Origin of the sequence: Stenotrophomonas sp. SAU14A_NAIMI4_8, assembly GCF_003086695.1 — a bacterium.
GTDB lineage: Bacteria > Pseudomonadota > Gammaproteobacteria > Xanthomonadales > Xanthomonadaceae > Stenotrophomonas.
Map to the genome: position 1 here is coordinate 24,139 of NZ_CP025999.1, position 22,643 is coordinate 46,781.

Here is a 22,643-nt window from a genome sequence, read left to right on the forward strand (position 1 = left end):
ACGCAAATGGGAATCGATCCCATTTGAATCTCCGATAAGGACTCCCCCTGTGACTGCCGATGCCCTCACCCGCGCGGGCCTGCCGCGCGCTGTTCTGCCGTGCCCGCATGCGCCTGGCCTGCGCCGCGCCCTTGCCCTGGCCGTCGCGCTGGCGCTGCCGCTGGCCGCCCATGCCGAGGCCCCGGTCGATGCCAACCCCACCACCCTGGACGGGCTGGAAGTGACCGCGCGCCGCCAGTCGCAGGCCGACAGCTACACCCTGCCGGTCAGCCGCGCCGCCATCGGCCTGGACCTGAGCGTGCGCCAGACCCCGCAGTCGGTCACCAGCGTCACCCGCCAGCAGATGGACGATCTGCAGATCGAGTCCATCGATGACGTGCTGACCAGCACCACCGGCATCACCACCTATTCGCTGGACAACGCCGGCCGCACCACCTTCCGCGCGCGCGGCTTCGACATCGGCAACTTCAAGGTGGACGGCATGCTGGTGAACGGTGCCAGCAGCTTCAGTGGCGGCGGCGCGGCGCTGAACATGGATCTGTACGACCACGTGCAGGTGGTGCGCGGTGCCAACGGCCTGCTGGGCGGCACCGGCGATCCCTCGGCCACGGTCTACCTGGAACGCAAGCGACCGACCGCCGACTTCGGTGGCGCCGCCGCGCTCACCCTGGGCAGCCATGACAAGCGCCGCCTGATGGGCGATGTGAACGTGCCGCTGACCGCCGATGGTCGCGTGCGCAGCCGCTTCGTGGTCAGTGCCGAAGATTCGGACACCTTCCGCCAGCGCGAAGACATCCAGCGCCTGGCCGGACTGGCCAGCTTCGAGGCCGACCTGGGCAGCGCCACCGTGCTGAACCTGGGCGTGCAGTACGAAAGAACCCGCAACGGCGGCGCGTCTTGGGGCAGCAACGTGCCGATCTGGTGGGCCGACGGCAGCCGTGCGCAGCTGTCGCGCAGCACCAACCCTGCCGCCGACTGGAGCCTGGCCAAGCGGGACAACACCACCGTGTTCGGCAGCGTGGAACAGGGGCTGGGCGCGGACTGGACGCTGCGCGTGGCGTTCGCCCACGACAGCGGTGAAAGCTTCACCAACTACGGCGTGGCCAAGGTCAACAACGCCGCGCGCAACCAGGGCTTCGCCGGCTTTTGGAACCCGGACGGCAGCGGCGCCTTCCTCAACGCCATCCACAGCGAATCGGAAACCCGCCGCGACAACCTGGACATCAGCGCCAGCGGCCCGCTGCAGCTGTTCGGTCGCGAGCACCAGCTGATGGTGGGCTTCAACGGCTACCGCAGCGAGATCACCGACTACAGCTTCAGCGCCGCGCTGGGCAACTGCACCATTGCCGGCGTGGCGCCGTGGAGCGGCTGCCAGTACCGCGCCGTGGGCCTGCCGATCGCCGATTGGCGCAGCTGGGATGGCAGCTACGCCGGCTTTGAAACCTTCCGCACGCCCGCACGCAGCAAGACCATCACCGAGAACCTGGGCGGCTACCTGGCCGGTCGTTTCAGCCTGGCCGACCCGCTGTCGCTGGTGCTGGGCACGCGGGTGAGCAACTACAAGACCTATACCCAGACCTACACCCAGGCCGACGTGCGCACCCGTGGCGCGGCCAGTGGCGAACAGCAGGTGGTCACCCCGTATGCCGGCCTGGTCTGGGACTTCGCGGCGAACTATTCGGCGTATGTGAGCTACACCGATGTGTTCAGCCCGCAGGGCAACGTGCGCGATGCCAACGACACCCTGCTCGATCCGGTGACCGGCAAGAGCTACGAGGCCGGCATCAAGGGCGAATGGGCCGACGGCGCACTGAACGCAGCGCTGGCCCTGTTCCGCAATGAGCAGAACAACGTGGCAGAAAGCACCGGCGAGGTGCATCCGGACACCGGCCTGACCATCTACCGCGCGGTGGATGGGGTGAAGTCCAAGGGTGCCGACCTGGAAATCAGCGGCCGCCTGGCCCAAGGCTGGAACGTCTATGCCGGCTACACCTGGCTGCAGGTCGATGGCCTGTCCTACCAGCAGGACCCGCGCCACCTGCTGCGCTTGAACACCACCTGGACCCTGCCCGGTGCATTGTCGAAGCTGACCATTGGCGGTGGCCTGTCGGTGCAGAGCGGCACGGTGATGTCGACCAACCCCGGCCGCCCGCTGGGCGGTGGGCGCTACGACGCCAGCAACCTGCCGATGGGCGGCTACACCCTGGTGAACCTGATGGCGCGCTATGCCCTGACCGATACCGTGCAGCTGGCGGTGAACGTGAACAACCTGACCGACAAGACCTACTACACCCAGTACGGCTTCTACGACGGGTTGATCTTCGGCGAACCGCGCAGCACCACCTTCAGCGTGCGTGCGCGCTTCTGATCCCACCGACGGCGGCGCCTGCACTGCGGGGCGCCGCCGCTTCTGGGAAGATGCAGCAATGACTGACAACGCCGCTGCCACTGCGCGCATCCTGATCGTCGATGACGATCCGGAAATCGGCGCGCTGCTGGCCGAATACCTGGGCCGGCACGGCCTGCACACCGATACTGCCGCCGAAGGGATGGCCATGTGGGCAGCCCTGGATCGCCAGCGCTTCGACGCGGTGGTGCTGGACCTGATGCTGCCGGGCGAGGATGGCCTGGCTCTGTGCCAGCAGCTGCGTGCGCGCACGGCGCTGCCGGTGATCATGCTGACCGCACGCGGGCGCGCGGCCGACCGTATCTTGGGGCTGGAACACGGCGCCGATGACTACGTGGCCAAGCCGTTCGACCCGCGCGAGCTGCTGCTGCGGCTGCAGGCCGTGCTGCGGCGGGCGCAACCGGCGGCGCTGGCTACGCGGCTGCGCTTTGCCGGCTGGAGCCTGGACACGCGCACCCACCAGCTGCAGGCCGACGATGGCCGCCGCCACCTGCTGGGCGAGACGGATTTCATTGCGCTGCAGCTGTTCCTGCGCCACCCCGATGAAGTGCTGGAACGCGATTACCTGGTGGAACAGGTCTATGGGCGCGACCGCCTGCCCAGTGATCGCAGCATCGACATGTGCATCAGCCGGCTGCGGCAGATGCTGGAACACGACAGCCGCGCGCCGCTGCTGATCCGTACCGTGCGCCACCGTGGCTACTGCCTGGCCGGGCCGGTGCACGCCGATGGCTGAGCCGCGCCAGGGCTGGCCGCGCACCCTGTACGGCCGCCTGGTGCTGGTGCTGGTGGCCGGCATGCTGCTGGCCCAGCTGCTGACCGGCACGATCTGGCATGACGCCCGCTACGAGCGCGTGGCCGAGATTCCCGCACGGCTGGCCGCCGCCCACGTCGCGCAGAGCCTGCGCCTGCTGGAAGCGCCGGGATCGCCCCTGGCCGGTGCCGACCCCGCGTTGCTGTCCACCGCCGACCTGACCGTGCACGCGGTCGACGACGGTGGCCCGGTGCCGCTGCGTGCGCGTGACCGGGCGGTCGAACACCTGCTGCAGGCCGCACTGGCCAGCGAACTGGGCGCGCCGCGCGAACTGCACCTGCAGCACCTGCGCTTGTACGACGGGCAGGGACGCGAGGACGACAAGGCGCTGTCGGCCCGCCACGTGGCCGGGCAGTTCCAGTTGCGGGTGCGCAGCAGCACCGGCCGCTGGCTGCAGTTCGACGTGCGCGAAGGCCAGGCCGGCCTGCAGCTGGAGCCGGGCCACGCCCTGAGCGACTACCTGCTGCGCATCTATGGGCTGCGCACCTTGCTGATCGTGCTGCTGGCCCTGCTGGTGGTGCGCTGGCTGACCCGCCCGCTCACCCGCCTGGGCGCCGCCGCGCAGGCGCTGGGCCACAACCTGCATGCACCGCCGCTACCGCTGGAGGGGCCGCGCGAAGTGCGCCAGGCCGCGCAGGCCTTCAACCAGATGCAGCAGCAGCTGCAGCAGGCCGCGCAGGCGCGCGAGGAACTGCTGGCCGCGGTATCGCACGACCTGCGTTCGCCGTTGACCCGGCTGCGCCTGCGTACCGAACTGCTGGCCGATGAAAGCGCGCGCACGCGCTGGCGTGCCGATCTGGACGACATGCAGGAGCTGGTGGATTCGATCCTGGACTACAGCAGCGCCACCCAGCTGCGCGGCGAACGCGAGCCGCTGGATATCAACGCGCTGCTGCGCACGGTGGTGGACGATGCACGCGAGGCCGGGCATGCGGTACAGCTGCAGGGACAGGTGGGCGCGGCCTACCGCGGCTTCCCGCGCAGCCTGAAGCGCGCGCTGGCCAACCTGCTGGACAACGCCGGGCGCTATGGCGGCGGCGCCTGGGTAAAGGCCTGGAGCGATGCTCGGGCCATCCACATCCGCATTGTCGATGAAGGGCCAGGCATTCCTGCCGAACAACGCGCACGCATGCTGCAGCCGTTCCAGCGCCTGGAAGCCTCGCGCAGCGCGCGGCACGGCGGTACGGGGCTGGGCCTGAGCATTGCCGTGGCCGTGGTGCAGGCACACGGCGGGGAACTGCTGCTGGAAGACGGCGAGGCGGGGCGCGGGCTGTGCGTGCGCATCACCTTGCCGACCACGCCCCGGTAGAGTCGAGCTTGCTCGACTGGCTTCTGTAGAGCCGAGCCATGCTCGGCCGCCTGGAAGCAGTCGAGCAAGCTCGACTCTACCAAGGGCAGTCGAGCACGCTCGACTCTATCCCGCTCAATCCGGCGCCTTGGCCGGTACGAACGGCGAGGTCGGGTCGCTGGCCGGGAAGGTCTCTTCCAGTGCCTGGTCCTGGTTGTCGCTGGCGTGCTGCTTGCGTTCGCGGCGCTTGAGCGGGCTCTCCTGTCCGCCGCGGTGGCGGTCGCCACAGTCCTTGCGGTCCTGCGCCGCCTGTTCAGGGTGGTGGACCACGGGCAGGGCGTCCACGTGCTCGGCAGGCATGCCGGCGCCGCGGTCCTCGGCATCGGCCAGATCATGCTTGGCACGTTGTTCGCCCGGAACCGGGGTGTGGGTCTGGCGCAGGGGATCTCGGCTGGACATGGGCGTGCTCCGCGGACGGGGCGTCCACTACAGCGCCGCGCGGGTAAAGGAACCGCGAACCCGGCGTCATGAACATATCTGTCACGGCTGGATAACGGCACCGCCGGTATTCCTGCCCTCCCGCCTCGCTGCAGGAGCCGGCCATGCCCCGTCTTGAACGCCCCGCCCCGTCCGTGTTCAACGCCCTGCTGGACCCGGCCGCGCCGCGCCCGGCGCAACGTCGCAGCCGTCGCCATGAAGATCCGCAGGCCGTGGCGCAGGACTACCTGCAGTACATGCTGAACGACTACGAGACCCGCCGTGCCCACGGCCACCGCAACTGGCGTGACCTGTGCCCGGTGTACGCCTTTGCGTTGACCACCCACGCCGCCGACTGGCCGCGCGGCGATGCCGCCGACACCTGCGAGGAACTGGCCGAGCACTGGGAACAGATGCGCGGGCAGTCGCGCATGGGTTGGGCGCAGGCGCGCCCGGTGGTGGAAGACGCCTGGCGCGCGCTGGACCACATTCCGACGGCAGCGGTGCGGCCATTGCTGCAGTGATGCAGCGCCGCGCGCCCGCGTACCTGCACCACCCGCCCTGCACGGCCCCGACACGGCTGTTTCACGGCGGCCGACAGAAGCTGTGCGCCCCGCCGCTACGCAGGTGCGTGCCATGGCCCGCCCGATCTGGACCGGAACCCTTTCCTTCGGCCTGCTGAACGTGCCGGTGTCGCTGATGTCCGGTGAACGCAAGGTCGACCTGCAGTTCCGCATGCTGGATTCACGGGATCGAAAGCCGATCCGCTTCGAGCGGGTCAACGCCGATACCGGCGAAGAAGTGCCGTGGAAGGACATCGTCAAAGCCTACGAGTACGACAAGGGCAGCTATGTCGTGCTGGAAGAAGGCGATATCCGCTCGGCGGCACCGGAAAGCCACGAAACCGTGGAAGTGGAAACCTTCGTCGATGCCAACGCCATCGATCCACGCTACTACGAGAAGCCCTATCTGCTGCTGCCTGGAAAGAAAGCGGAGAAGGGCTACGTACTGCTGCGTGAAACCCTGCGCGACACCGGCAAGGCCGGCATTGCGCGGGTCGTGGTGCGCACCCGAGAGTACCTGTGCGCGGTGATGCCGCAGGGCCATGCGCTGGTGCTGATGATCCTGCGCTATCCGCAGGAACTGGTCGATCCGGAAGATTACAAGCTGCCCACCGGCAGCCTGGCCGACTACCGCATCACCGCCAAGGAAACGGCGATGGCCGGCCAGTTGATCGAATCGATGGCCGCCGACTGGGACCCCTCGCAGTACCACGATGAATTCCGCGAGCGCCTGCAGCAGGTGCTGAACAAGCGCATCAAGTCCAAGGGCGGTACCACCCGGGTGGAAGAAGAGCCGGAACCGCGCGAGGACGCCACCACCAACGTGGTGGACTTCATGGCGCTGCTGCAGAAGAGCCTGGATGCGAATACGCGCACGCCGGCGAAGAAAACCGCCGCACGCAAGGCGCCAGCGAAGAAGGCCAGCAAGGCGAAGAAGGCGACCGCGAAAACCGCTGCCAAGACCGGCAAGGCAACGAAGAAGGCCGCGCCGCACCGCAAGGCAGGCTGAGCCGTGTCCCTGCACCAGTACCGCCGCAAGCGCCGCCTGGGCGGGGGCAGCGGGCAGACACCCGAGCCCGACGATGCCCCGGCGGCCGGCAACCCGAAGCGGCGCCCGCAGTTCGTCATCCAGCTGCACCACGCCAGCTCCCGCCACTACGACTTCCGTCTGGAGATGGATGGCGTGCTGAAGAGCTGGGCGGTGCCCAAGGGCCCGTCGCTGCGCGTGGGCGAGAAGCGCCTGGCGGTGGAGGTGGAAGATCATCCGCTTTCCTATGCCGGTTTCGAGGGCGACATTCCCGAAGGCCACTATGGCGCGGGCCATGTGCAGGTATTCGACCACGGCAGTTGGGCCTGCGAAGGCGATCCGCTGCAGGCCCTGGCCGACGGCAAGATCGACTTCGTGCTGCACGGGCAGCGCTTGGCTGGCGGCTGGAAGCTGGTGCGCACGGCCATGAAGGGGCGCCAGGTGCAGTGGCTGCTGATCAAGCGCGATGATGCGCAGGCACGCGATGCGGAGGCCGATGATCTGCTGCAGGAAGCCACGCCAGCGCGCGCGGTGGCCCGCACGCGCGGCACGACACGCAACGCGCCACGCAAGGCTGATGCACGCTGGCACGCGCGCGCGCTGAAGCTGGCCGGTGCACGTGATCATGCATACCCGCGCGGCTTCAAGCCGCAGCTGACCGACCACCGCGACAGCGCGCCCGACGGCGAGCGCTGGCTGCATGAGATCAAGTGGGATGGCTATCGCTTGCTGGCCGACCTGCACGAGGGCGAGGTGAAACTGCGCTCGCGCAATGGCCTGGACTGGACCGCCGACTTCCCCGAAGTCACCCAGGCCGTGCGCGCGCTGCCGGTGCGCGATGCGCGCCTGGATGGCGAGCTGGTGGTGCTCGATGCACAGGGACGCAGCGACTTCGCCGCCCTGCAGCGAGTGATCGATGGCAGTTCGAAGCAGCCGCTGCGCTACATCGTGTTCGACCTGCCCGGGGTGGCCGGCGTGGACATCAGTCGTGCGCCACTGGTCGAACGCAAGGCCTTGCTGAAGCAGCTGATCGGGACGGAACCGGGCACGTTGGCCTTCAGCGAGCACGTGCTCGACCACGGGCCGGCGGTGTTCGCCGCCAGTGGCGACGCCGGCTTCGAGGGCATCGTCAGCAAGCAGGTGGACGCGCCCTACGTGAACACCCGCGCGCGCAGCTGGGTGAAGGTGAAGCATGAAGACAGCGACGAGTTCGTCATCGTCGGACACACCGCACCCAAGGGCAGCCGGGTCGGCTTCGGTTCGCTGCTGCTGGCCACGCCCGATGGCGGTGGCCTGCGCTATGTGGGGCGGGTCGGCACTGGTTTCGACGATGCAAGCCTGAAGAGGCTGGGCAGCGTGCTGGCGCCCTTGGCGGTGAAGACGCCGGTGCTGGAACTGCCGGCCCATGTCCCGTTGCGAGCGTCCAGCGTGCGCTGGGTGAAGCCGCAGGTGGTGGCCGAGGTCGCCTTCCGTGGCTGGGGCAAGGAAGGGCTGCTGCGCCAGGCCAGCTTCAAGCGCCTGCGCAGCGACAAGGGAAAGCAGGACCTGGGCGTGGCACAGCCCGCTGCGGGGCGCGATGACACTGCGGTAGCCATCAGCCATCCCGAACGGGTGGTGTACCCGCGGCAGAAGGCCAGCAAGGGGGATGTGGCCGACTACTACCGGCAGATGGCGCGCTGGATCCTGCCGGAGATTGCCGCTCGCCCGCTGTCACTGCTGCGTTGTCCGGACGGCGTCGGCAAGGCCTGCTTCTTCCAGAAGCACCACGGACCGGGCCTGGGCGATGCGGTGCATGCCGTGCCGCTGCAGCAGAAGAGCGGGCGCGAGGACTACGTCTATATCGACGATGCGCGCGGTTTGCTGCAGCTGGTGCAGATGAACACGCTGGAGCTGCATCCGTGGGGCGCGACGGTGGATGATCCCGAGCATCCGGACCGGCTGGTGTTCGACCTGGACCCCGGCGACGGTGTGTCCTGGGCGCAGGTAAAGACGGGTGCCCGCGATGTGCGCGACCGCCTGCTGCAGGTCGGCCTGCAGAGCTTCGTGCGGTTGTCCGGTGGCAAGGGCGTGCACGTGGTGGTGCCATTGCAGCCGAAAGCCGATTGGGAACAGGCCAAGGCATTCTGCGAGGCCTTCGCGCAGGCGATGGCGCTGGAACAGCCTGAGCGCTACGTGGCGACGATGAGCAAGGCCAAGCGCAGCGGCGTGATCTTCATTGACTGGCTGCGCAATACCCGCGGTGCCACCAGCGTGTGCTCGTGGTCGCTGCGGGCACGCGACAGCGCCGGCGTCGCCGTACCGCTGCGCTGGGACGAGCTGGCGCGGGTGAGTGCTGCCGATGCCTTCCCGATGGCCAAGGCCTTGGCCCGGGCGAAGCGGCTGAAAGCCGACCCCTGGCAGGGCATCGAACGGTTGCAGCAGGTATTGCCGCGCGGTAATCGGTAGCGCCGGGCCACGCCCGGCGAGCGCGCAGCGCGGATACGTTGCGTGTCGCCGGGCACGGCCCGGCGCTACCAGATCACTGCTGCGCCGATCAGAAGTCCGCGCGGATGCCGAAGGTCACCCGGCGCCCGGAGAACTCGTACTGGGTGGGGAAGGCCTTGTTGATCGTATAACCGCTGGTCTTTTCATCCAGCAGGTTGATCGCTTCCAGGTTCACCTTCCAGGTGTCGTTCAGGCGCAGGCCGATGGAGGCGTCCAGCTGGCCATAGGCATCGCGGTAGACCGGGTACATGTTCAGGTGGATGTACTCGACGTACTTGTCCTTGTAGTTGTACGAGGCGCGCGCGCTGAAGCGATCGTTCTCGTAGTACAGGGTGAAGTTGTACGCCTTCTCGGCCAGGCCTTCCGGCGGCGTGGGAATGTCCAGGTCCGACGCGCCGGTCAACGAGTTGTCCAGCTGGGTGTAGTTGGCATTGATGCCCCAGCCTTCCAGCGCGGGGTGCAGCATCGACAACGGCAGCTGCGCCACCAGCTCCACGCCGGTCACCTTGTAGGAACCGTCCGCATTGACCGGCTGGTAGACCTCGAAGTCGTAGTAGCCGTCCAGCGAGCCGTTGGCATTGAGCTTCTCCACGCCGGGCACGATGCCGGTCAGCGACTGCCGCACCACGCCATCGATTTTCTTGGAGAAGTACGATGCGGCCAGCAGCCCGCCGTTCTGCAGGTACTTCTCAACGCCCACTTCCCACTGCCGGGCGGTGGTCGGCTTCAGTGCCGGGTTGCCGTCCATGAAGCGGAAGCTGCTCCAGCTGACCGTGCGGCGGTAGGCGATGTCGGTCAGCGACGGGCGCATCAGCGTTTCCGATGCGGCACCGCGCAGCACCAGGCCATCGGCAATCTCGGCGGTCATGTTGAAACTGGGCAGCACATCGCTGTAATCGCCGCTGCTGGAAATCGGCGTGGGCGTGTAGCCGTTGCTGCCATCGGCGTTCTGCACCGGGTGGAAGCCGGCCGAATCCACATCGGTGTCGATCGAGCGCACACCCAGGTTGGCATACACCGGCACCCGGCCGATATCGAAGTAGAAATCGGCCATGGCGTACAGCGCCAGGGTCTTCTCCTTCACTTCGTAGTACTGGCCTGGATCAATCGGCGTGCTGTAGCCGGGGTAGCGGAACGTCGCACGTGCGTAGGCGTTGGACACCTGCTGCCAATCCAGATCGCTGGGGCGATAGCCACCGCCCGGCGCCAGCTGGCTGATCCAGGTCGGGTTGCTGTCGGCCAGGGTGCGGGTGTTCACCCAGGCCACGCTGCCGGCGCTGGGGCCCTGGATCTTGCCGCTGCCGAACGCGCGTTCCTTGGTCTTGTCGGTATAGCGCGCGCCGAACTGCACGGCGTTGAGCGCGGGGAAGAACGCCAGGTTGAGCTGCCGGCGCAGGTCGAGCTGCGCGGCGTACTTGTCATCCTTCACGTTCTCCACTTCGGTTTCGTAGGCCTCGAACAGGTACTTTTCCGGCGAGGCATACATGTTGAAACCGTTGGAGGCTGCACTGGGCACGGTCTCACCGCCGTCGGCGGTCCAGCGCGTGCGCGAGGGCGCATAGGCCACATGCTTCAGGTTGGCGTAGTCCGAATCCTTGCGCGCGCCGGAATAGCCGACCAGCGCGTCGATATCCCAGCCGCCCACCTTCCAGTCCAGTTTGCTGCTGAACTGGCGATAGTCGGTGTTGGCGCTGCGTTCCTTGCTGAGGATCTCGTGCTGGGTGGCGGTGTAGGACACATCCTTCAGCACGGTGATGCCATAGGCCGACAGGGTGTCGCTGTCGTAGTCGTGGATGGTGTCGAGCGTGCTGCGGCTGGAGGCCGAATAGGCGGCCGCATCGTACTCGTCCTCATGCGTGTCGTAGCCACCGAACATGGCATCGAAGCTGAGCGAGAACGTATCGCTGGGCTTGAACTGCAGCGATGCGGTGGCGCCCCACTGGTCCTGTTCGTTCAGATAGACGCGGTCGCCGACCTTGTCCTGGAAGATGATGCGGCTGGTTTCATCCTTGTCCATGCGGTCCTGCACGATGATGCCCGCATCGCGCGCCAGCACCGCCGCGGCCTGCGCGCCGCGCGTGCCTGACGCCTCCAGGAAGCGCCCCATCGGCCGGAAGTTGATGCCCGAGTTGGAATCAGTACGGTTCGTGCGCTTGGCCTTGGAGAACGACACCAGGCCACCCCAGTCGCCCCAGGTGTCGCTGGCCAGGAACGAGATCTTCGGATCGATCTTGCCGTTGATCGAGTTGTGCGAAGCTTCGGCCGAGGCACTGAACTTCGGTTCGGCATAGTCGAACGGCTTGGCGGTTTCGATATAGACCGAACCGGCGATGCCACCTTCCTCGTCGGCCGCGGTCGGCGACTTCTGCACCGTCACCGTCTGCACCACGTCGGCGGCGAAGATGTCGAACTGCACATCACGCCCACCGCTGCCGGAGGCCGTGGCCAGGTTGTTGATCGACACCAGGGTGAACTCGCTGGGCAGGCCGCGCACGCTGACCTTGCTGCCCAGGCCCTTGTTGCGTTCGATGGTGACACCGGGCATGCGCTGCAGCGCTTCGGCCAGGTTCTGTTCGGGGAAATCGGCCACGTCGGTGGCCACGATCGAATCGGAGAAACCGATGTTGGCGCGCTTGAGGTCGACGGCCTTCTCAAGGCTCTTGGCGTAGCTGCCGGTCACGGTCACCGTGTCCAACTGCTGCAGCTGCTGGCGGGTATCGCCATCGGCGGCCTCTTCGGCCATCGCGTCGATGGGCAGCACGGCCAGGCCGCCGATCAGCACCGCATGCACGGCGCGGGACAAAAGCTTCGCATGGGGAGCCGCAACGGCGGCTTCCCGGATCTGGTGACGCATCGGATGATTTCCCGGTTCCCTGTGGTGTCTTACGCCGCGCCTGCCCCTTTATCCGTGGGTGCAGGCCCCTGCGCCGCGTTGCCGACGTTCGGCGGGCACCGAGCCTAGGGGGGAAATGTTAAGCCTGTGTTGCGCTGCGCGACGGACGGCGCCCGAACCACCAGCCCAGCAGCAGTTGCACCGGCAGTGACAGCAGCAGGGAAACCGCGAACCAGCGTGGGAAATCGCCGCCCATCAGCCACAGACCGTAACCGGCACCGAGCACCAGCAGCAGCCACACCGACGTGCCGTGCGCGCGCGGCCAGCACGGCGCGTAGTAGGTGGCGAAGGCAATGGCGGCGATGCCGCCCAGCACGCTGAAGGCCAGGTCCCAGCCCAGCTGCGCTTCGCTGCCCGGGTGCAGGCCGAACAACGACGGCAGCCAGCCACCGGCGCTGCTGACCAGGGCCAGGGCAAGCAGCGCACCGATCAGGGCGACGAAGGACAGGAAGATGGTTTTGAGCAGGGCAGGCATGCACGCATTGTACGGCGCGGCGGGTCATGCCTTGCCGGCGGCCTGCAAGGCGGCGAACTCTTCCTCGCTGAACAAGCGCGAGCGCACCAGGAAGCGCACGCCCTCGCCGTTTTCCAGCGAAAACATGCCGCCCCGCCCGGGCACCACGTCGATGATCAGCTGTGTGTGCTTCCAGTATTCGAACTGCGAAGGGCTGATGTGAAACGGCGCGCCGCCGATCTCACCCAGGCAGACGTCACGGTCGCCCACGATGAAATCGCCCTGCGCAAAGCACATCGGCGAAGAGCCATCGCAGCAGCCACCGGATTGATGGAACAGCAGCGGGCCGTGGCGCGCGTGCAGCCGCTCGATCAGCTGCAGTGCGGCCAGGGTGGCGGTGACCTGTGGCGGAAGGTCGTTCATGGGAGTCTCGTTGCGGGTCAGAGCCCTCTGCCAGTGGCAGAGGGATCCGACCCCTTTGCACGCCTGCCGCGCCCGTGGGAGAGGGGGACGGGCGCGGCAGCCGTGCGCGGGAGGGTCAGGCGGCGAAGTCCAGCACCACGCGGCCTTCAATGGTGCCCGCGTGCATGCGCGCGAACACGTCGTTGACGTTCTCCAGGCGGTCGGTGCTGACCGTCGCCGCCACCTTGCCCTCGGCAGCGAACAGCAGCGATTCCTGCAGGTCCAGGCGGGTGCCGACGATGGAACCGCGCACGGTCACCCCGTTGAGCACCATGCCGAAGATATCCAGCGGGAAGTTGCCCGGCGGCAGCCCGTTCAACGACACCGTGCCGCCGCGGCGAACCATGCCCAGCGCCTGCTCGAACGCCTTGGGCGACACTGCGGTGACCAGTGCACCGTGCGCGCCGCCGATTTCCTTCTTCAGGAACGCGGCCGGATCGGTGGTGCGCGCATTCACCGTCACCTGCGCGCCAAGGCGCTCGGCAAGCTTCAGCTTGGCATCGTCCACGTCCACGGCCGCCACGTTCAGGCCCATGGCGCGGGCGTACTGCACGGCCATGTGGCCCAGGCCGCCGACGCCGGAAATCACCACCCAGTCGCCGGGCTTGGTGTCGGTCACTTTCAGGCCCTTGTAGACGGTCACCCCGGCGCACAGCACCGGTGCGATCTCCACGAAGCCCACTCCCTTGGGAAGCAGGCCGACATAGTTGGCATCGGCCAGTGCGTACTCGGCGAAACCGCCGTTGACCGAATAGCCGGTGTTGCGCTGTGTTTCGCACAGCGTTTCCCAGCCGCCCAGGCAGTGTTCGCAATGGCCACACGCCGAGTACAACCAGGGGATGCCGACCCGGTCACCTTCCTTGATGTGGCCGACCCCGCCGCCCACGGCCACGACGTGCCCCACGCCCTCGTGGCCGGGGATGAACGGCGGGTTCGGTTTCACCGGCCAGTCGCCCTCGGCGGCGTGCAGGTCGGTATGGCAGACGCCACAGGCCTCGATCTTGACCAGTACCTCGCCCGCCCCCGGGCGCGGTACCACCACTTCTTCGATGACCAGCGGCTTGCCGAACTCACGGACAACGGCGGCCTTCATGGTTCTGTTCATGCATGGATCTCCGTAGTGCGCTTGCGGACAGAATGGCGCCGGCGGCGAACCGGCGCCTTGATCACGATCAAACTTCAGAAGAAACCCAGCTTCTTCGGCGCGTAGCTCACCAGCAGGTTCTTGGTCTGCTGGTAGTGGTCGAGCATCATCTTGTGGTTTTCGCGGCCGATGCCCGACTGCTTGTAGCCGCCGAAGGCCGCGTGCGCGGGATAGGCGTGGTAGCAGTTGGTCCACACCCGCCCGGCCTGGATCGCGCGCCCGACCCGGTACAGGCGCGCCGCATCGCGGCTCCACACGCCCGCACCCAGGCCGTACAGCGTGTCGTTGGCGATCTGCAGGGCCTCTTCTTCGGTCTTGAAGGTGGTCACCGCCACCACCGGCCCGAAGATTTCTTCCTGGAAGATGCGCATGCGATTGTGGCCCTTGAACACGGTGGGCTTCACGTAGAAGCCGCCGGCCAGGTCACCCTGCAGCGTGTTGCGCTCGCCGCCGATCAGCACTTCGGCGCCCTCCTGGCGGCCGATATCGATGTAGGACAGGATCTTTTCCAGCTGCTCGCTCGATGCCTGCGCGCCGATCATCGTGTTCGGGTCCAGCGGGTCACCCTGGACGATCGCCGCCACGCGCGCCAGCACGCGTTCGATGAACGTCTCGTAGATCGATTCCTGCACCAGTGCGCGCGAGGGGCAGGTGCAGACCTCACCCTGGTTCAGCGCGAACATCACGAAGCCTTCCACCGCCTTGTCGAGGAAATCATCGTCTTCGGCCATCACATCGGCGAAGAAAATGTTGGGCGACTTGCCGCCCAGCTCCAGGGTGACGGGAATCAGGTTCTGGCTGGCGTACTGCATGATCAGGCGGCCGGTGGTGGTTTCACCGGTGAAGGCGATCTTGGCGATGCGCGGGTTGCTGGCCAGCGGCTTGCCCGCTTCCAGGCCGAAGCCGTTGACCACGTTCAGCACGCCCGGCGGCAACAGATCGCCGATCACTTCCATCAGCACCAGGATCGAGGCCGGGGTCTGCTCGGCGGGCTTGAGCACCACGCAGTTGCCGGCGGCCAGCGCCGGCGCCAGCTTCCACGCCGCCATCAGCAGCGGGAAGTTCCACGGAATGATCTGCCCGACCACACCGAGCGGTTCGTGGAAGTGGTAGGCCACGGTGTCCGCATCGATCTCGGACAGGCTGCCTTCCTGCGCGCGCAGGGCACCGGCGAAGTAGCGGAAGTGATCGACCATGAGCGGCAGGTCGGCGTTGAGCGTTTCGCGGATCGGCTTGCCGTTGTCCCAGGTTTCGGCGTGCGCCAGCAGTTCCAGGTTCTGCTCGATGCGGTCGGCAATGCGGTTCAGCACCAGCGCGCGCTGGGCCACCGGGGTGCGGCCCCAGCCCTCCCGGGCGGCGTGGGCCGCGTCCAGCGCCGCCTCGACATCCTCGGCCTTGGAGCGGGCCACTTCGGTGAACACCTGGCCGTTCACCGGCGAGGTGTTGTCGAAGTACTGGCCGCTGCGCGGCGCGACCCAGTCGCCGCCGATGTAGTTGCCGTAGCGCGGCTTGAAGATCGAACGCGGGTCGGTGGCATGCGGACGGGTGGACGGTACGGCGTTCATGCGGGGCTCCCAACGGGTTGGCGTAGTGCCCGTGCTGGCGCAAGGACGGTGCCAACTGTGGCGTGCTGCGGCGCGTCACGAGGTCCTGCGCTGCCCCGCCTGCGCGTGAGGCGCGCGGCTGCGGCGCTGCAGCAGCGGCCTTCCTTGCGGGCTGGCGCGCGATGTGCTGTTAATCGGAACAGGTCCTGAAACAACTGTCGCAGAATGCGACACAGGAGGCTGTCGGTGTCCCCGCTTGCTCCCGACCCGCGCCTGGGCAGTGCCCGGCGCAGTTTCTTCGAACGCGGTGCGGCGCCGGTGGGCGCGGTGCCCGATGCCATCCTGCACTCGTGGCAGCGCTGCCAGCGCCATGGCCTGCTGGTGGACGCGCAACCCAATGCCGAACCGCTGACCGATGGCCGCCTGCGCGAGCTGCGGCAGCGCCGCGAACGGTTGTGGCGGCAGGCCCGGCCCGAACTGGAAGGCTTGGCGGCGGAGATGACCCACAGCGGCAGCATCGTGCTGCTGACCGACGAGGATGGCTGGATCCTGGATGCCGAAGGCAGCACCGGCTTCCTGGACAAGGCCGGCCGTGTGGCGCTGATGCCGGGCGTGCGCTGGGACGAAACCAGCGTGGGCACCAACGCGATCGGCACCGCGCTGGTGGAAGGCCGTGCGCTGCAGGTACGGGGTGGCGAACACTACTTCGCCCCGCACGGCATCCTCACCTGCTCGGCGGTACCGATCATGGACCCGCACGGGCAATGCCTGGGGGTGCTGGACGTATCCGGCGACGCGCGCCTGCCCCATCTGCACGCACTGGCCCTGGTGCGGCAGGCGGTGGCCCAGATCGAGCACCGTGGTTTTGCCGATGGGCTGCCCGACTGCGAGCTGTTGCGCCTGCACCACCAACCGGTGCTGCTGGGCAGCGCGCGGGAGGGCGTGCTGGGCTTCCGCGGCGGGCGCCTGGTCGCGGCCAACCGTGCCGGCCTGGCCCTGTTCGGGCTGGAGCGCCATGACATCGGAAGAACGCCGTACGAAGCCTTGTTCGAGCAACCGCTGTCACGGCTGGCCGACGATGGCGTGCTGCTGGATCGCCAGGGCCGTCGCCTCTACGGGCTGCGCCAGCCGCGCGGTACGCGGCGCGCGCAGGGCGCCCCCGCGCAGCGCCTGCCGCAGGCGACGCCGTTGGTCGCAGCGGTTCCGCGCGGGCCGTTGTTCGATGCCGCCCAGCAGGCGCAGCTCGACGCGGCCGGGCGGGTCCTGCAGGCCGGCCTGCCGGTACTGCTGCAGGGTGAGACTGGAACCGGCAAGGAGGTATTCGCACGTGAACTGCATGCGCGCAGCGCACGCGCGGGGCGGCCGTTCGTTGCGGTGAACTGCGCCGCATTGCCCGAGGGCCTGATCGAATCGGAGCTGTTCGGTTACGAAGAAGGCGCGTTCACCGGCGCACGCCGCCACGGCAGCACCGGGCTGCTGCGCCAGGCCGAAGGCGGTGTGCTGTTCCTCGATGAGATTGGTGACATGCCGCTGGCGCTGCAACCCCGGTTGCTGCGCGTGCTGCAGGAACGCGAGCTGTCGCCGCTGGGCGGTGGCAAGCCGGTGAAGCTGGATTTCGCCCTGGTCTGCGCCAGCCACTGCGACCTGCCGCAGGCGGTGGCCGCCGGGCGCTTCCGCGCGGATCTGTACTACCGCATCGCCGACCACGTGGTGACCCTGGCACCGCTGCGCCAGCATCCCGATCGTGGCGCGGTGGTCGATGCGCTGTGGCAGCAGCTGGGCCACGACCAGGCGTTGCCCGCTGCCACCCGTGCCGCGCTGGTGGCCTGTGCCTGGCCGGGCAACCTGCGCCAGCTCAGTGCCTGCCTGCGCACCCTGGTGGCGTTGGCCGGGCCCGGCCAGCCGGTGGGCCCGGAACTACTGCCTGATGTCGTGCGCAACGGTGCGGCGGACACGCTGCCGCCCGTGGCGGCGCCCACTGCAGCGCTGGGGGAGATGGCCGAAGCGGCGATGCGCCAGGCGCTGGCCGCGTGCGAGGGCAATGTAAGCGCAGCGGCGAAGCGGCTGGGAATCAGCCGCAGCACGCTGTACCGGCGGCTGGGCGCACCGCGCGGCGGTTGAACGCGGGGCAATGCCGGGCTTGCTCGACCCACCCGGCCCGTAGAGTCGAGCCTGCTCGACTGCTCTACGCGAAATGCCGGGAAAGGCCAGTCGAGCAAGCTCGACTCTACCAACGGCGGTGGCCGTCAGCTGGCCAGTACCGAGGCCTGGCGGGCCAGGTCTTCGATGCCCTGCCAGTCGCGCGCCTGCACCAGTGCGGCGGTGGTCAGCCACGAACCGCCCACGCACAGCACGTTGGGCAGGTGCAGGAACTGCGGTGCGGTCTGCACGCTGATGCCGCCGGTCGGGCAGAAGCGCACATCGGCGAACGGGCCGTGCCAGGCCGACAACAACGCGGCGCCACCGGCCTGCACCGCCGGGAAGAACTTGAAGGTGTCCAGCCCGTGCTCAAGACCCACGATCAGCTCCGAGCCGGTGGCCACGCCCGGCAGGTACGGCAGGTCGGCATCGCGGGCAGCGGCATACAGGGTGGGCGTTGCGCCAGGCGACACCGCGAAGCGCGCACCGGCCGCCTTCGCGGCCTGCATCTGCGCCGGCGTCATCACCGTGCCAGCGCCGACCACGGCATCGGGCACGGCCTCGACCATCGCCTTGATCGCCTCCAGCGCGCGCGGCGTGCGCAGGGTCACCTCGATCACCGGCAGGCCGCCGCGGAACAGGGCCTGTGCCACCTGCACCGCATCGTCCACGTCATCGGGGGTGAACACCGGGATCACCGGGGCCAGTTTCAGTACCGCACGTACGCGCGGATCAGCGCCGGACATCGAATCGCTCCTCGCCCACCAGGGCCAGCACGTCAGCTTCGCTGACAGGGTTGAAATCGCCGGGGATCGAATGCTTCAGTCCACCGGCCGCCAGGCCGAAGCGCACGGTGGCCTCGGCATCCAGACCGGACAGGATGCCATGCAGGATGCCGGCGGCGAAGGCGTCGCCACCGCCGATGCGGTCGACGATGCCCTGCAGCTGGCGCACCGGCGCCTGGGCGCGGGTGCCATCGCGGCCCAGCAGCAGCGCGCCCAGTGCGTGGTGGTCCACGCTGATCGCCTGGCGCTGGGTGCAGGCCATCCACTGCAGGTGCGGGAAGGCGGCAAAGGCGGCCGCCGCTGCGGCTTCCACCTTGGCCACCACATCGGCCTGCTCGAACCGCTGGCCGAGGATCACCTCGATGTCGCGGTAGTCGGCGAACACGATGTCGGCCTGCGCGAACAGCTGGTGCAGGATCGCCTGCGCATCGCCGCCCCAGCGCTGCCACAGCTTGGGCCGGAAGTTGCCGTCGAAGGACACGCGCACGCCCAGGGCGCGCGCTGCACGCGCTGCTTCCAGCGTGGCCTGCGCCACGTCAGGGCCCAGCGCCGGGCTGACCCCGGACAGGTGCAGCCACTGTGCGTCCTGCAGCAGTGCCGGCCAGTCATAGTCGGCGGCGCTGCTGCGGGCGAAGGCCGAATCGGCGCGGTCGTAGACCACTTCGCTGGCCCGCTGCACCGCACCGGTGGTCAGGAAGTACAGGCCCATGCGCCCATCCGGGTCCTGGCGTACGCCGCGCGTGTCCACGCCATGGCGGCGCAGTTCGCCCAGCACGTGCGCGCCCAGCGCATTGCCGGCCACGGTGCTGACCATGGCCACCTCATGTCCGAAGCAGGACAACGAGACACCCACGTTCGCTTCCGCACCGCCCACATGCACCTGCAACTGCGGCGACTGCAGCAGCAGCTCGCGACCTGGTGCTCCCATCCGCAGCAGCAGTTCCCCGAAACACACGACACGACCCATTTCCGCTCCCTTACGCTGGCCGCCAGCACGTACGGCTGCACGGCGTGGAATCGCACCACGCACCCGCGTGGCGGTTGGCTATCGGTGTCATTTTAGATCCGACCCGCCGTCCGCACAGCCTAGCAAACTGTCGGAAGCATTGTCCCGCAAGCGTCTTGGAGACATTGCAGATCTGTTGCGGTGCAAGATGCCGGAACCCGGAGGTGCTGTTACCGTCCGCCTTGACCAGCGGTGTCATTCCGCTGAAACACTCGCGAGACCAGACCTTTGGGAGAGGGGAAAGGCATGCATTCTCGGAACCACGCAAAAAAGACACCGGTTACCTTGCTGGCCATGGCCGTCGGCCTGGCACTGTCGGCAGGCGCCGCGGCACAGCAGCAGGGTGAAGCGCCCACCGCCACCAACCTGGACACGGTGAACGTCACCGGCTACCGCGCCAGCGTGGAAAAGGCGCTGGACATCAAGCGCAGCGAATCCGGCGTGGTCGACGCCATCGTGGCCGAGGATGTGGGCAAGTTCCCCGACCTGAACCTGGCCGAATCGCTGCAGCGCATTCCCGGCGTGGTCATCACCCGCGAAGCCGGCGAAGGCCGCAACATCTCGGTGCGCGGCCTGGGCCCGGATTTCACCCGCGTGCGCTTGAACGGCATGGAAGCGCTGACCACGGTGGGCGCCGGCGACCAGAGCGGTGGCACCAACCGCGGCCGTGGCTTCGACTTCAACGTGTTCGCCTCGGATCTGTTCTCGCAGATGATCGTGCGCAAGACCGCCTCGGCCGATGTCGAGGAAGGCTCGCTGGGCGCCACGGTGGACCTGCGCACCGCGCGCCCGTTCGACTACGACGGCTTCACCTTCGCCGCCAGCGGCCAGGCCGGCTTCAACGCCATGGCTGAAAAGGCCGACCCGCGCATGGCCGCGCTGATCGCCAACACCTTCGCCGACGGCACCTTCGGCGCGCTGCTGTCGGTGGCCTATTCCGAACGCCAGGCGCTGGAAGAAGGCTCCAACACCGGGCGCTGGGCCAACGGCACCAGCAACGGCGGGTTCGCCGCCAGCCCGCTGTTCCCGGCCGCACGCAGTGCCGATGTGTACCATCCGCGCTTCCCGCGCTACGTGCAGATGGAACACGAACAGAAGCGCCTGGGCGTGACCGGTTCGCTGCAGTGGAAGCCGACCGATCGCACCGAAATCTCGCTGGATACGCTGTATTCGAAGATCGACGCCACGCGCGACGAACACTACATCGAAGCGATCTCGTTCAGCCGCAACCGCGATGCCGCCACCGGTGCCAACCGCCGCCCCGACCGCGACGGCAAGCCGGTGATGGTGGTGCGCAACGGCGAGATCCGCAACAACGCCCTGGTCTACGGCGAATTCGACAACGTCGACATCCGCAGCGAGAACCGCCACGACGAATGGAGCACCGAGTTCAAGCAGGCCAGCCTGAACTTCGATCATCGCTTCAACGATGCGTTCTCGTTGAACGGCAAGCTGGGCGTATCGCGTTCCAAGCACGAGAACCCGGTGCAGACCACCATCATCATGGACAAGTACGATGTGGATGGTTACAGCTACGACTACCGTGGCAACAGCCGTGCGCCAGTACTGAACTACGGCATCGACCCGACCAACCCCAATGGCTGGGAGCTGGCCGAGATCCGCCTGCGCCCGCAGTACGTGGACAACGACTTCGACACCGCCGAAGTCAACTTCAACTGGAACATCAGCCCCGGCTTCCGCCTGAAGGGCGGCGTGCTGGCCAAGAACTACACCTTCGACACGCTGGAGCTGCGCCGCAACAGCGAAGGCGCGGTACCGACCTTCGCCAACGGTTCGCGCATCGTGCCGGTGGACCTGACCAGCCAGGCCGGCCTGAAGGGCATCTCCGGTTCGCCGTCGAGCTGGGTGGTGCCGAACCTGGATGCCGTGGCCGACGCGCTGGACATCTACAGCAACACCGGCACGTTCGCGCTGGCACCGCGTGCCAACAACAGCCGCAGCGTGGAAGAGAAGGACCGTGGCGTCTGGCTGATGGGTGAGTTCTCCACCGATCTGGGCAGCATTCCGCTGTCGGGCAACTTCGGCGTGCGCTACGTGCAGACCGAACAGACCTCCAGTGGCGCGGCCACCGTGGGCGGCGTGCTGGTGCCGGCCACCACCAACCGCAAGTACAACGACACCCTGCCCTCGTTCAACCTGGTGGCCGAGATCACCCCGGACTTCCTGATCCGCCTGGGCGCGGCCAAGGTGATGAGCCGACCGGGCCTGGGCAACCTGACCCCCGGCGTGACCGTGGCCGTGGCCGGCGGCGCGCGCACCGTGGCCGGCGGCAACCCGAACCTGGATCCGTTCCGCGCCACCAACGTGGACATGAGCTTCGAGTGGTACTTCAACGAAGGCGCGATGGCCGGCATCGGCCTGTTCTACAAGGACATCGAATCGTTCGTGCAGACCACCCGCGAAGTGCGCCCGTATTCCACCAGCGGCTTGCCGGCCAGCCTGCTGGAAGGCACCGGTGCATCGGTCAACGATGACTTCACCTTCAGCATTCCGCTGAACACCCCCGGTGGCGAGCTGTACGGCGTGGAAGCCAACTACACCCAGCCCTTCACCTTCCTGCCCGGCAAGTGGTCGAACCTGGGCGTGCAGCTGAACTACACCTGGGTCGACACCAGCATCCAGTACGTGAACGGCAACGGCGTGGCGGTGATGAAGAACCAGCTGACCGGTACCTCGAAGAACGCCTGGAACGCCACGCTGTTCTACGAAGGCGAAGTCTGGTCCGGGCGCGTGTCGGCCACCAACCGCAGCGACTACCTGACCCAGGCACCGGGCCAGGAAACCGGCTTCAACCTGGATGGCTACCACGGCATGACCGGCACCACCGTGCTGGATGCTTCGATCCGCTACCGCATCAGCGACCAGCTGGAACTGAGCCTGGAAGGCATCAACCTGACCAACGAAGCATCCGACGAGTGGGTGTACTCGCCCACCACCGGTCAGCTGCCGCTGCAGTACACCGAAACCGGCCGCCAGTACCTGCTGGGCGTGCGCTACAAGTTCTGATGCAGCCGCGGCGGCGTGTGCGCACGCCGCCGCATTCCCGTGCAACGACACACCGCTGCGGCGCACTGCTGCGGCGCAAGATGCCGCGTCCCATGTGCTTTGTTACGTTCACGCATGACCCGCGGTGTC

16 protein-coding genes are annotated in these 22,643 nt (G+C 67.7%); 8 read left to right on the plus strand and 8 right to left on the minus strand.

What is annotated here, in order from left to right:
• Positions 1-49: 49 nt before the first annotated feature.
• From C1930_RS00105 to C1930_RS00115, 3 genes are read left to right on the plus strand one after another with little or no spacing between them, the layout of a single operon-like run.
• Positions 50-2,368: a TonB-dependent siderophore receptor gene (locus C1930_RS00105; RefSeq protein ID WP_199912390.1), complete on the plus strand. Its 2,319-nt coding sequence runs from the start codon at positions 50-52 to the stop codon at positions 2,366-2,368.
• A 58-nt stretch (positions 2,369-2,426) separates the two neighbouring features.
• Complete coding sequence (locus tag C1930_RS00110; protein ID WP_108770791.1) at positions 2,427-3,143, plus strand: response regulator transcription factor; 717 nt, start codon at positions 2,427-2,429, stop codon at positions 3,141-3,143.
• Positions 3,136-4,530: an ATP-binding protein gene (locus C1930_RS00115; protein ID WP_108770792.1), complete on the plus strand. Its 1,395-nt coding sequence runs from the start codon at positions 3,136-3,138 to the stop codon at positions 4,528-4,530. Before C1930_RS00110 ends, C1930_RS00115 begins: the two co-directional genes overlap by 8 nt.
• 114 nt (positions 4,531-4,644) lie before the next feature.
• Here C1930_RS00115 and C1930_RS00120 read toward each other — a convergent pair whose 3' ends face one another.
• Positions 4,645-4,968, minus strand: coding sequence for a hypothetical protein (locus tag C1930_RS00120; RefSeq protein WP_108747923.1), 324 nt, complete (start codon positions 4,966-4,968; stop codon positions 4,645-4,647).
• A gap of 143 nt (positions 4,969-5,111) precedes the next feature.
• Here C1930_RS00120 and C1930_RS00125 point away from each other — a divergent pair, with 143 nt between their 5' ends.
• The 3 genes from C1930_RS00125 (at position 5,112) to ligD (ending at position 9,021) form a co-directional block, all read left to right on the plus strand.
• A complete protein-coding gene (locus C1930_RS00125; RefSeq protein ID WP_108751691.1) occupies positions 5,112-5,510 on the plus strand; it encodes a hypothetical protein in 399 nt (132 codons plus the stop codon).
• Positions 5,511-5,622: 112 nt separating this feature from the next.
• On the plus strand, positions 5,623-6,558 hold the full coding sequence (locus C1930_RS00130; protein WP_108757597.1) for a Ku protein: 936 nt from the start codon (positions 5,623-5,625) through the stop codon (positions 6,556-6,558).
• A 3-nt stretch (positions 6,559-6,561) separates the two neighbouring features.
• Positions 6,562-9,021 carry a DNA ligase D gene (gene ligD / locus C1930_RS00135; protein ID WP_108754972.1) on the plus strand — a complete coding sequence of 820 codons (2,460 nt, stop codon included), beginning with the start codon at positions 6,562-6,564 and terminating at the stop codon, positions 9,019-9,021.
• An 88-nt stretch (positions 9,022-9,109) separates the two neighbouring features.
• Here the strand turns inward: ligD and C1930_RS00140 are convergent, their stop codons facing one another.
• From C1930_RS00140 to adh, 5 genes are all read right to left on the minus strand, one after another.
• On the minus strand, positions 9,110-11,863 hold the full coding sequence (locus C1930_RS00140) for a TonB-dependent receptor (RefSeq protein WP_234412708.1): 2,754 nt from the start codon (positions 11,861-11,863) through the stop codon (positions 9,110-9,112).
• Between the two features lie 169 nt (positions 11,864-12,032).
• Positions 12,033-12,428 carry a hypothetical protein gene (locus tag C1930_RS00145; RefSeq protein WP_108770794.1) on the minus strand — a complete coding sequence of 132 codons (396 nt, stop codon included), beginning with the start codon at positions 12,426-12,428 and terminating at the stop codon, positions 12,033-12,035.
• Between the two features lie 24 nt (positions 12,429-12,452).
• Positions 12,453-12,830 (minus strand): DUF779 domain-containing protein, encoded by a 378-nt coding sequence (locus C1930_RS00150; protein WP_108770795.1) that lies wholly within the window; start codon positions 12,828-12,830, stop codon positions 12,453-12,455.
• Positions 12,831-12,945: 115 nt separating this feature from the next.
• Positions 12,946-13,974, minus strand: a complete 1,029-nt coding sequence (gene adhP / locus C1930_RS00155; RefSeq protein ID WP_108751696.1) for an alcohol dehydrogenase AdhP — start codon at positions 13,972-13,974, stop codon at positions 12,946-12,948.
• Positions 13,975-14,048: 74 nt separating this feature from the next.
• Entirely contained in the window at positions 14,049-15,578 is a 1,530-nt protein-coding gene (gene adh / locus C1930_RS00160; protein WP_108754976.1) for an aldehyde dehydrogenase, read from the minus strand.
• Positions 15,579-15,803: 225 nt separating this feature from the next.
• On the opposite strand from adh, the gene C1930_RS00165 reads away from it, so the two are divergent.
• A complete protein-coding gene (locus C1930_RS00165) occupies positions 15,804-17,678 on the plus strand; it encodes a sigma-54-dependent Fis family transcriptional regulator (protein WP_234412709.1) in 1,875 nt (624 codons plus the stop codon).
• A 125-nt stretch (positions 17,679-17,803) separates the two neighbouring features.
• On the opposite strand, the gene eda is transcribed toward C1930_RS00165, so the two are convergent.
• A complete protein-coding gene (gene eda, locus C1930_RS00170) occupies positions 17,804-18,442 on the minus strand; it encodes a bifunctional 4-hydroxy-2-oxoglutarate aldolase/2-dehydro-3-deoxy-phosphogluconate aldolase (RefSeq protein ID WP_108751699.1) in 639 nt (212 codons plus the stop codon).
• On the minus strand, positions 18,429-19,448 hold the full coding sequence (locus tag C1930_RS00175) for a sugar kinase (RefSeq protein WP_108770797.1): 1,020 nt from the start codon (positions 19,446-19,448) through the stop codon (positions 18,429-18,431). The genes eda and C1930_RS00175 overlap by 14 nt, the downstream gene beginning before the upstream one ends.
• A 285-nt stretch (positions 19,449-19,733) precedes the next feature.
• On the opposite strand from C1930_RS00175, the gene C1930_RS00180 reads away from it, so the two are divergent.
• Positions 19,734-22,514, plus strand: coding sequence for a TonB-dependent receptor (locus tag C1930_RS00180; RefSeq protein ID WP_108754980.1), 2,781 nt, complete (start codon positions 19,734-19,736; stop codon positions 22,512-22,514).
• Positions 22,515-22,643 lie beyond the last annotated feature (129 nt).

Bases quoted from the DNA above. Each gene is read 5' to 3' on its own strand.
- C1930_RS00110 (WP_108770791.1), top strand. From the start codon at position 2,427: ATGACTGACAACGCCGCTGCCACTGCGCGCATCCTGATCGTCGATGAC.
- C1930_RS00115 (WP_108770792.1), top strand. From the start codon at position 3,136: ATGGCTGAGCCGCGCCAGGGCTGGCCGCGCACCCTGTACGGCCGCCTG.
- C1930_RS00120 (WP_108747923.1), bottom strand. From the start codon at position 4,968: ATGTCCAGCCGAGATCCCCTGCGCCAGACCCACACCCCGGTTCCGGGC.
- C1930_RS00125 (WP_108751691.1), top strand. From the start codon at position 5,112: ATGCCCCGTCTTGAACGCCCCGCCCCGTCCGTGTTCAACGCCCTGCTG.
- C1930_RS00130 (WP_108757597.1), top strand. From the start codon at position 5,623: ATGGCCCGCCCGATCTGGACCGGAACCCTTTCCTTCGGCCTGCTGAAC.
- C1930_RS00145 (WP_108770794.1), bottom strand. From the start codon at position 12,428: ATGCCTGCCCTGCTCAAAACCATCTTCCTGTCCTTCGTCGCCCTGATC.
- C1930_RS00150 (WP_108770795.1), bottom strand. From the start codon at position 12,830: ATGAACGACCTTCCGCCACAGGTCACCGCCACCCTGGCCGCACTGCAG.
- adhP (WP_108751696.1), bottom strand. From the start codon at position 13,974: ATGAACAGAACCATGAAGGCCGCCGTTGTCCGTGAGTTCGGCAAGCCG.
- adh (WP_108754976.1), bottom strand. From the start codon at position 15,578: ATGAACGCCGTACCGTCCACCCGTCCGCATGCCACCGACCCGCGTTCG.
- eda (WP_108751699.1), bottom strand. From the start codon at position 18,442: ATGTCCGGCGCTGATCCGCGCGTACGTGCGGTACTGAAACTGGCCCCG.
- C1930_RS00175 (WP_108770797.1), bottom strand. From the start codon at position 19,448: ATGGGTCGTGTCGTGTGTTTCGGGGAACTGCTGCTGCGGATGGGAGCA.
- C1930_RS00180 (WP_108754980.1), top strand. From the start codon at position 19,734: ATGCATTCTCGGAACCACGCAAAAAAGACACCGGTTACCTTGCTGGCC.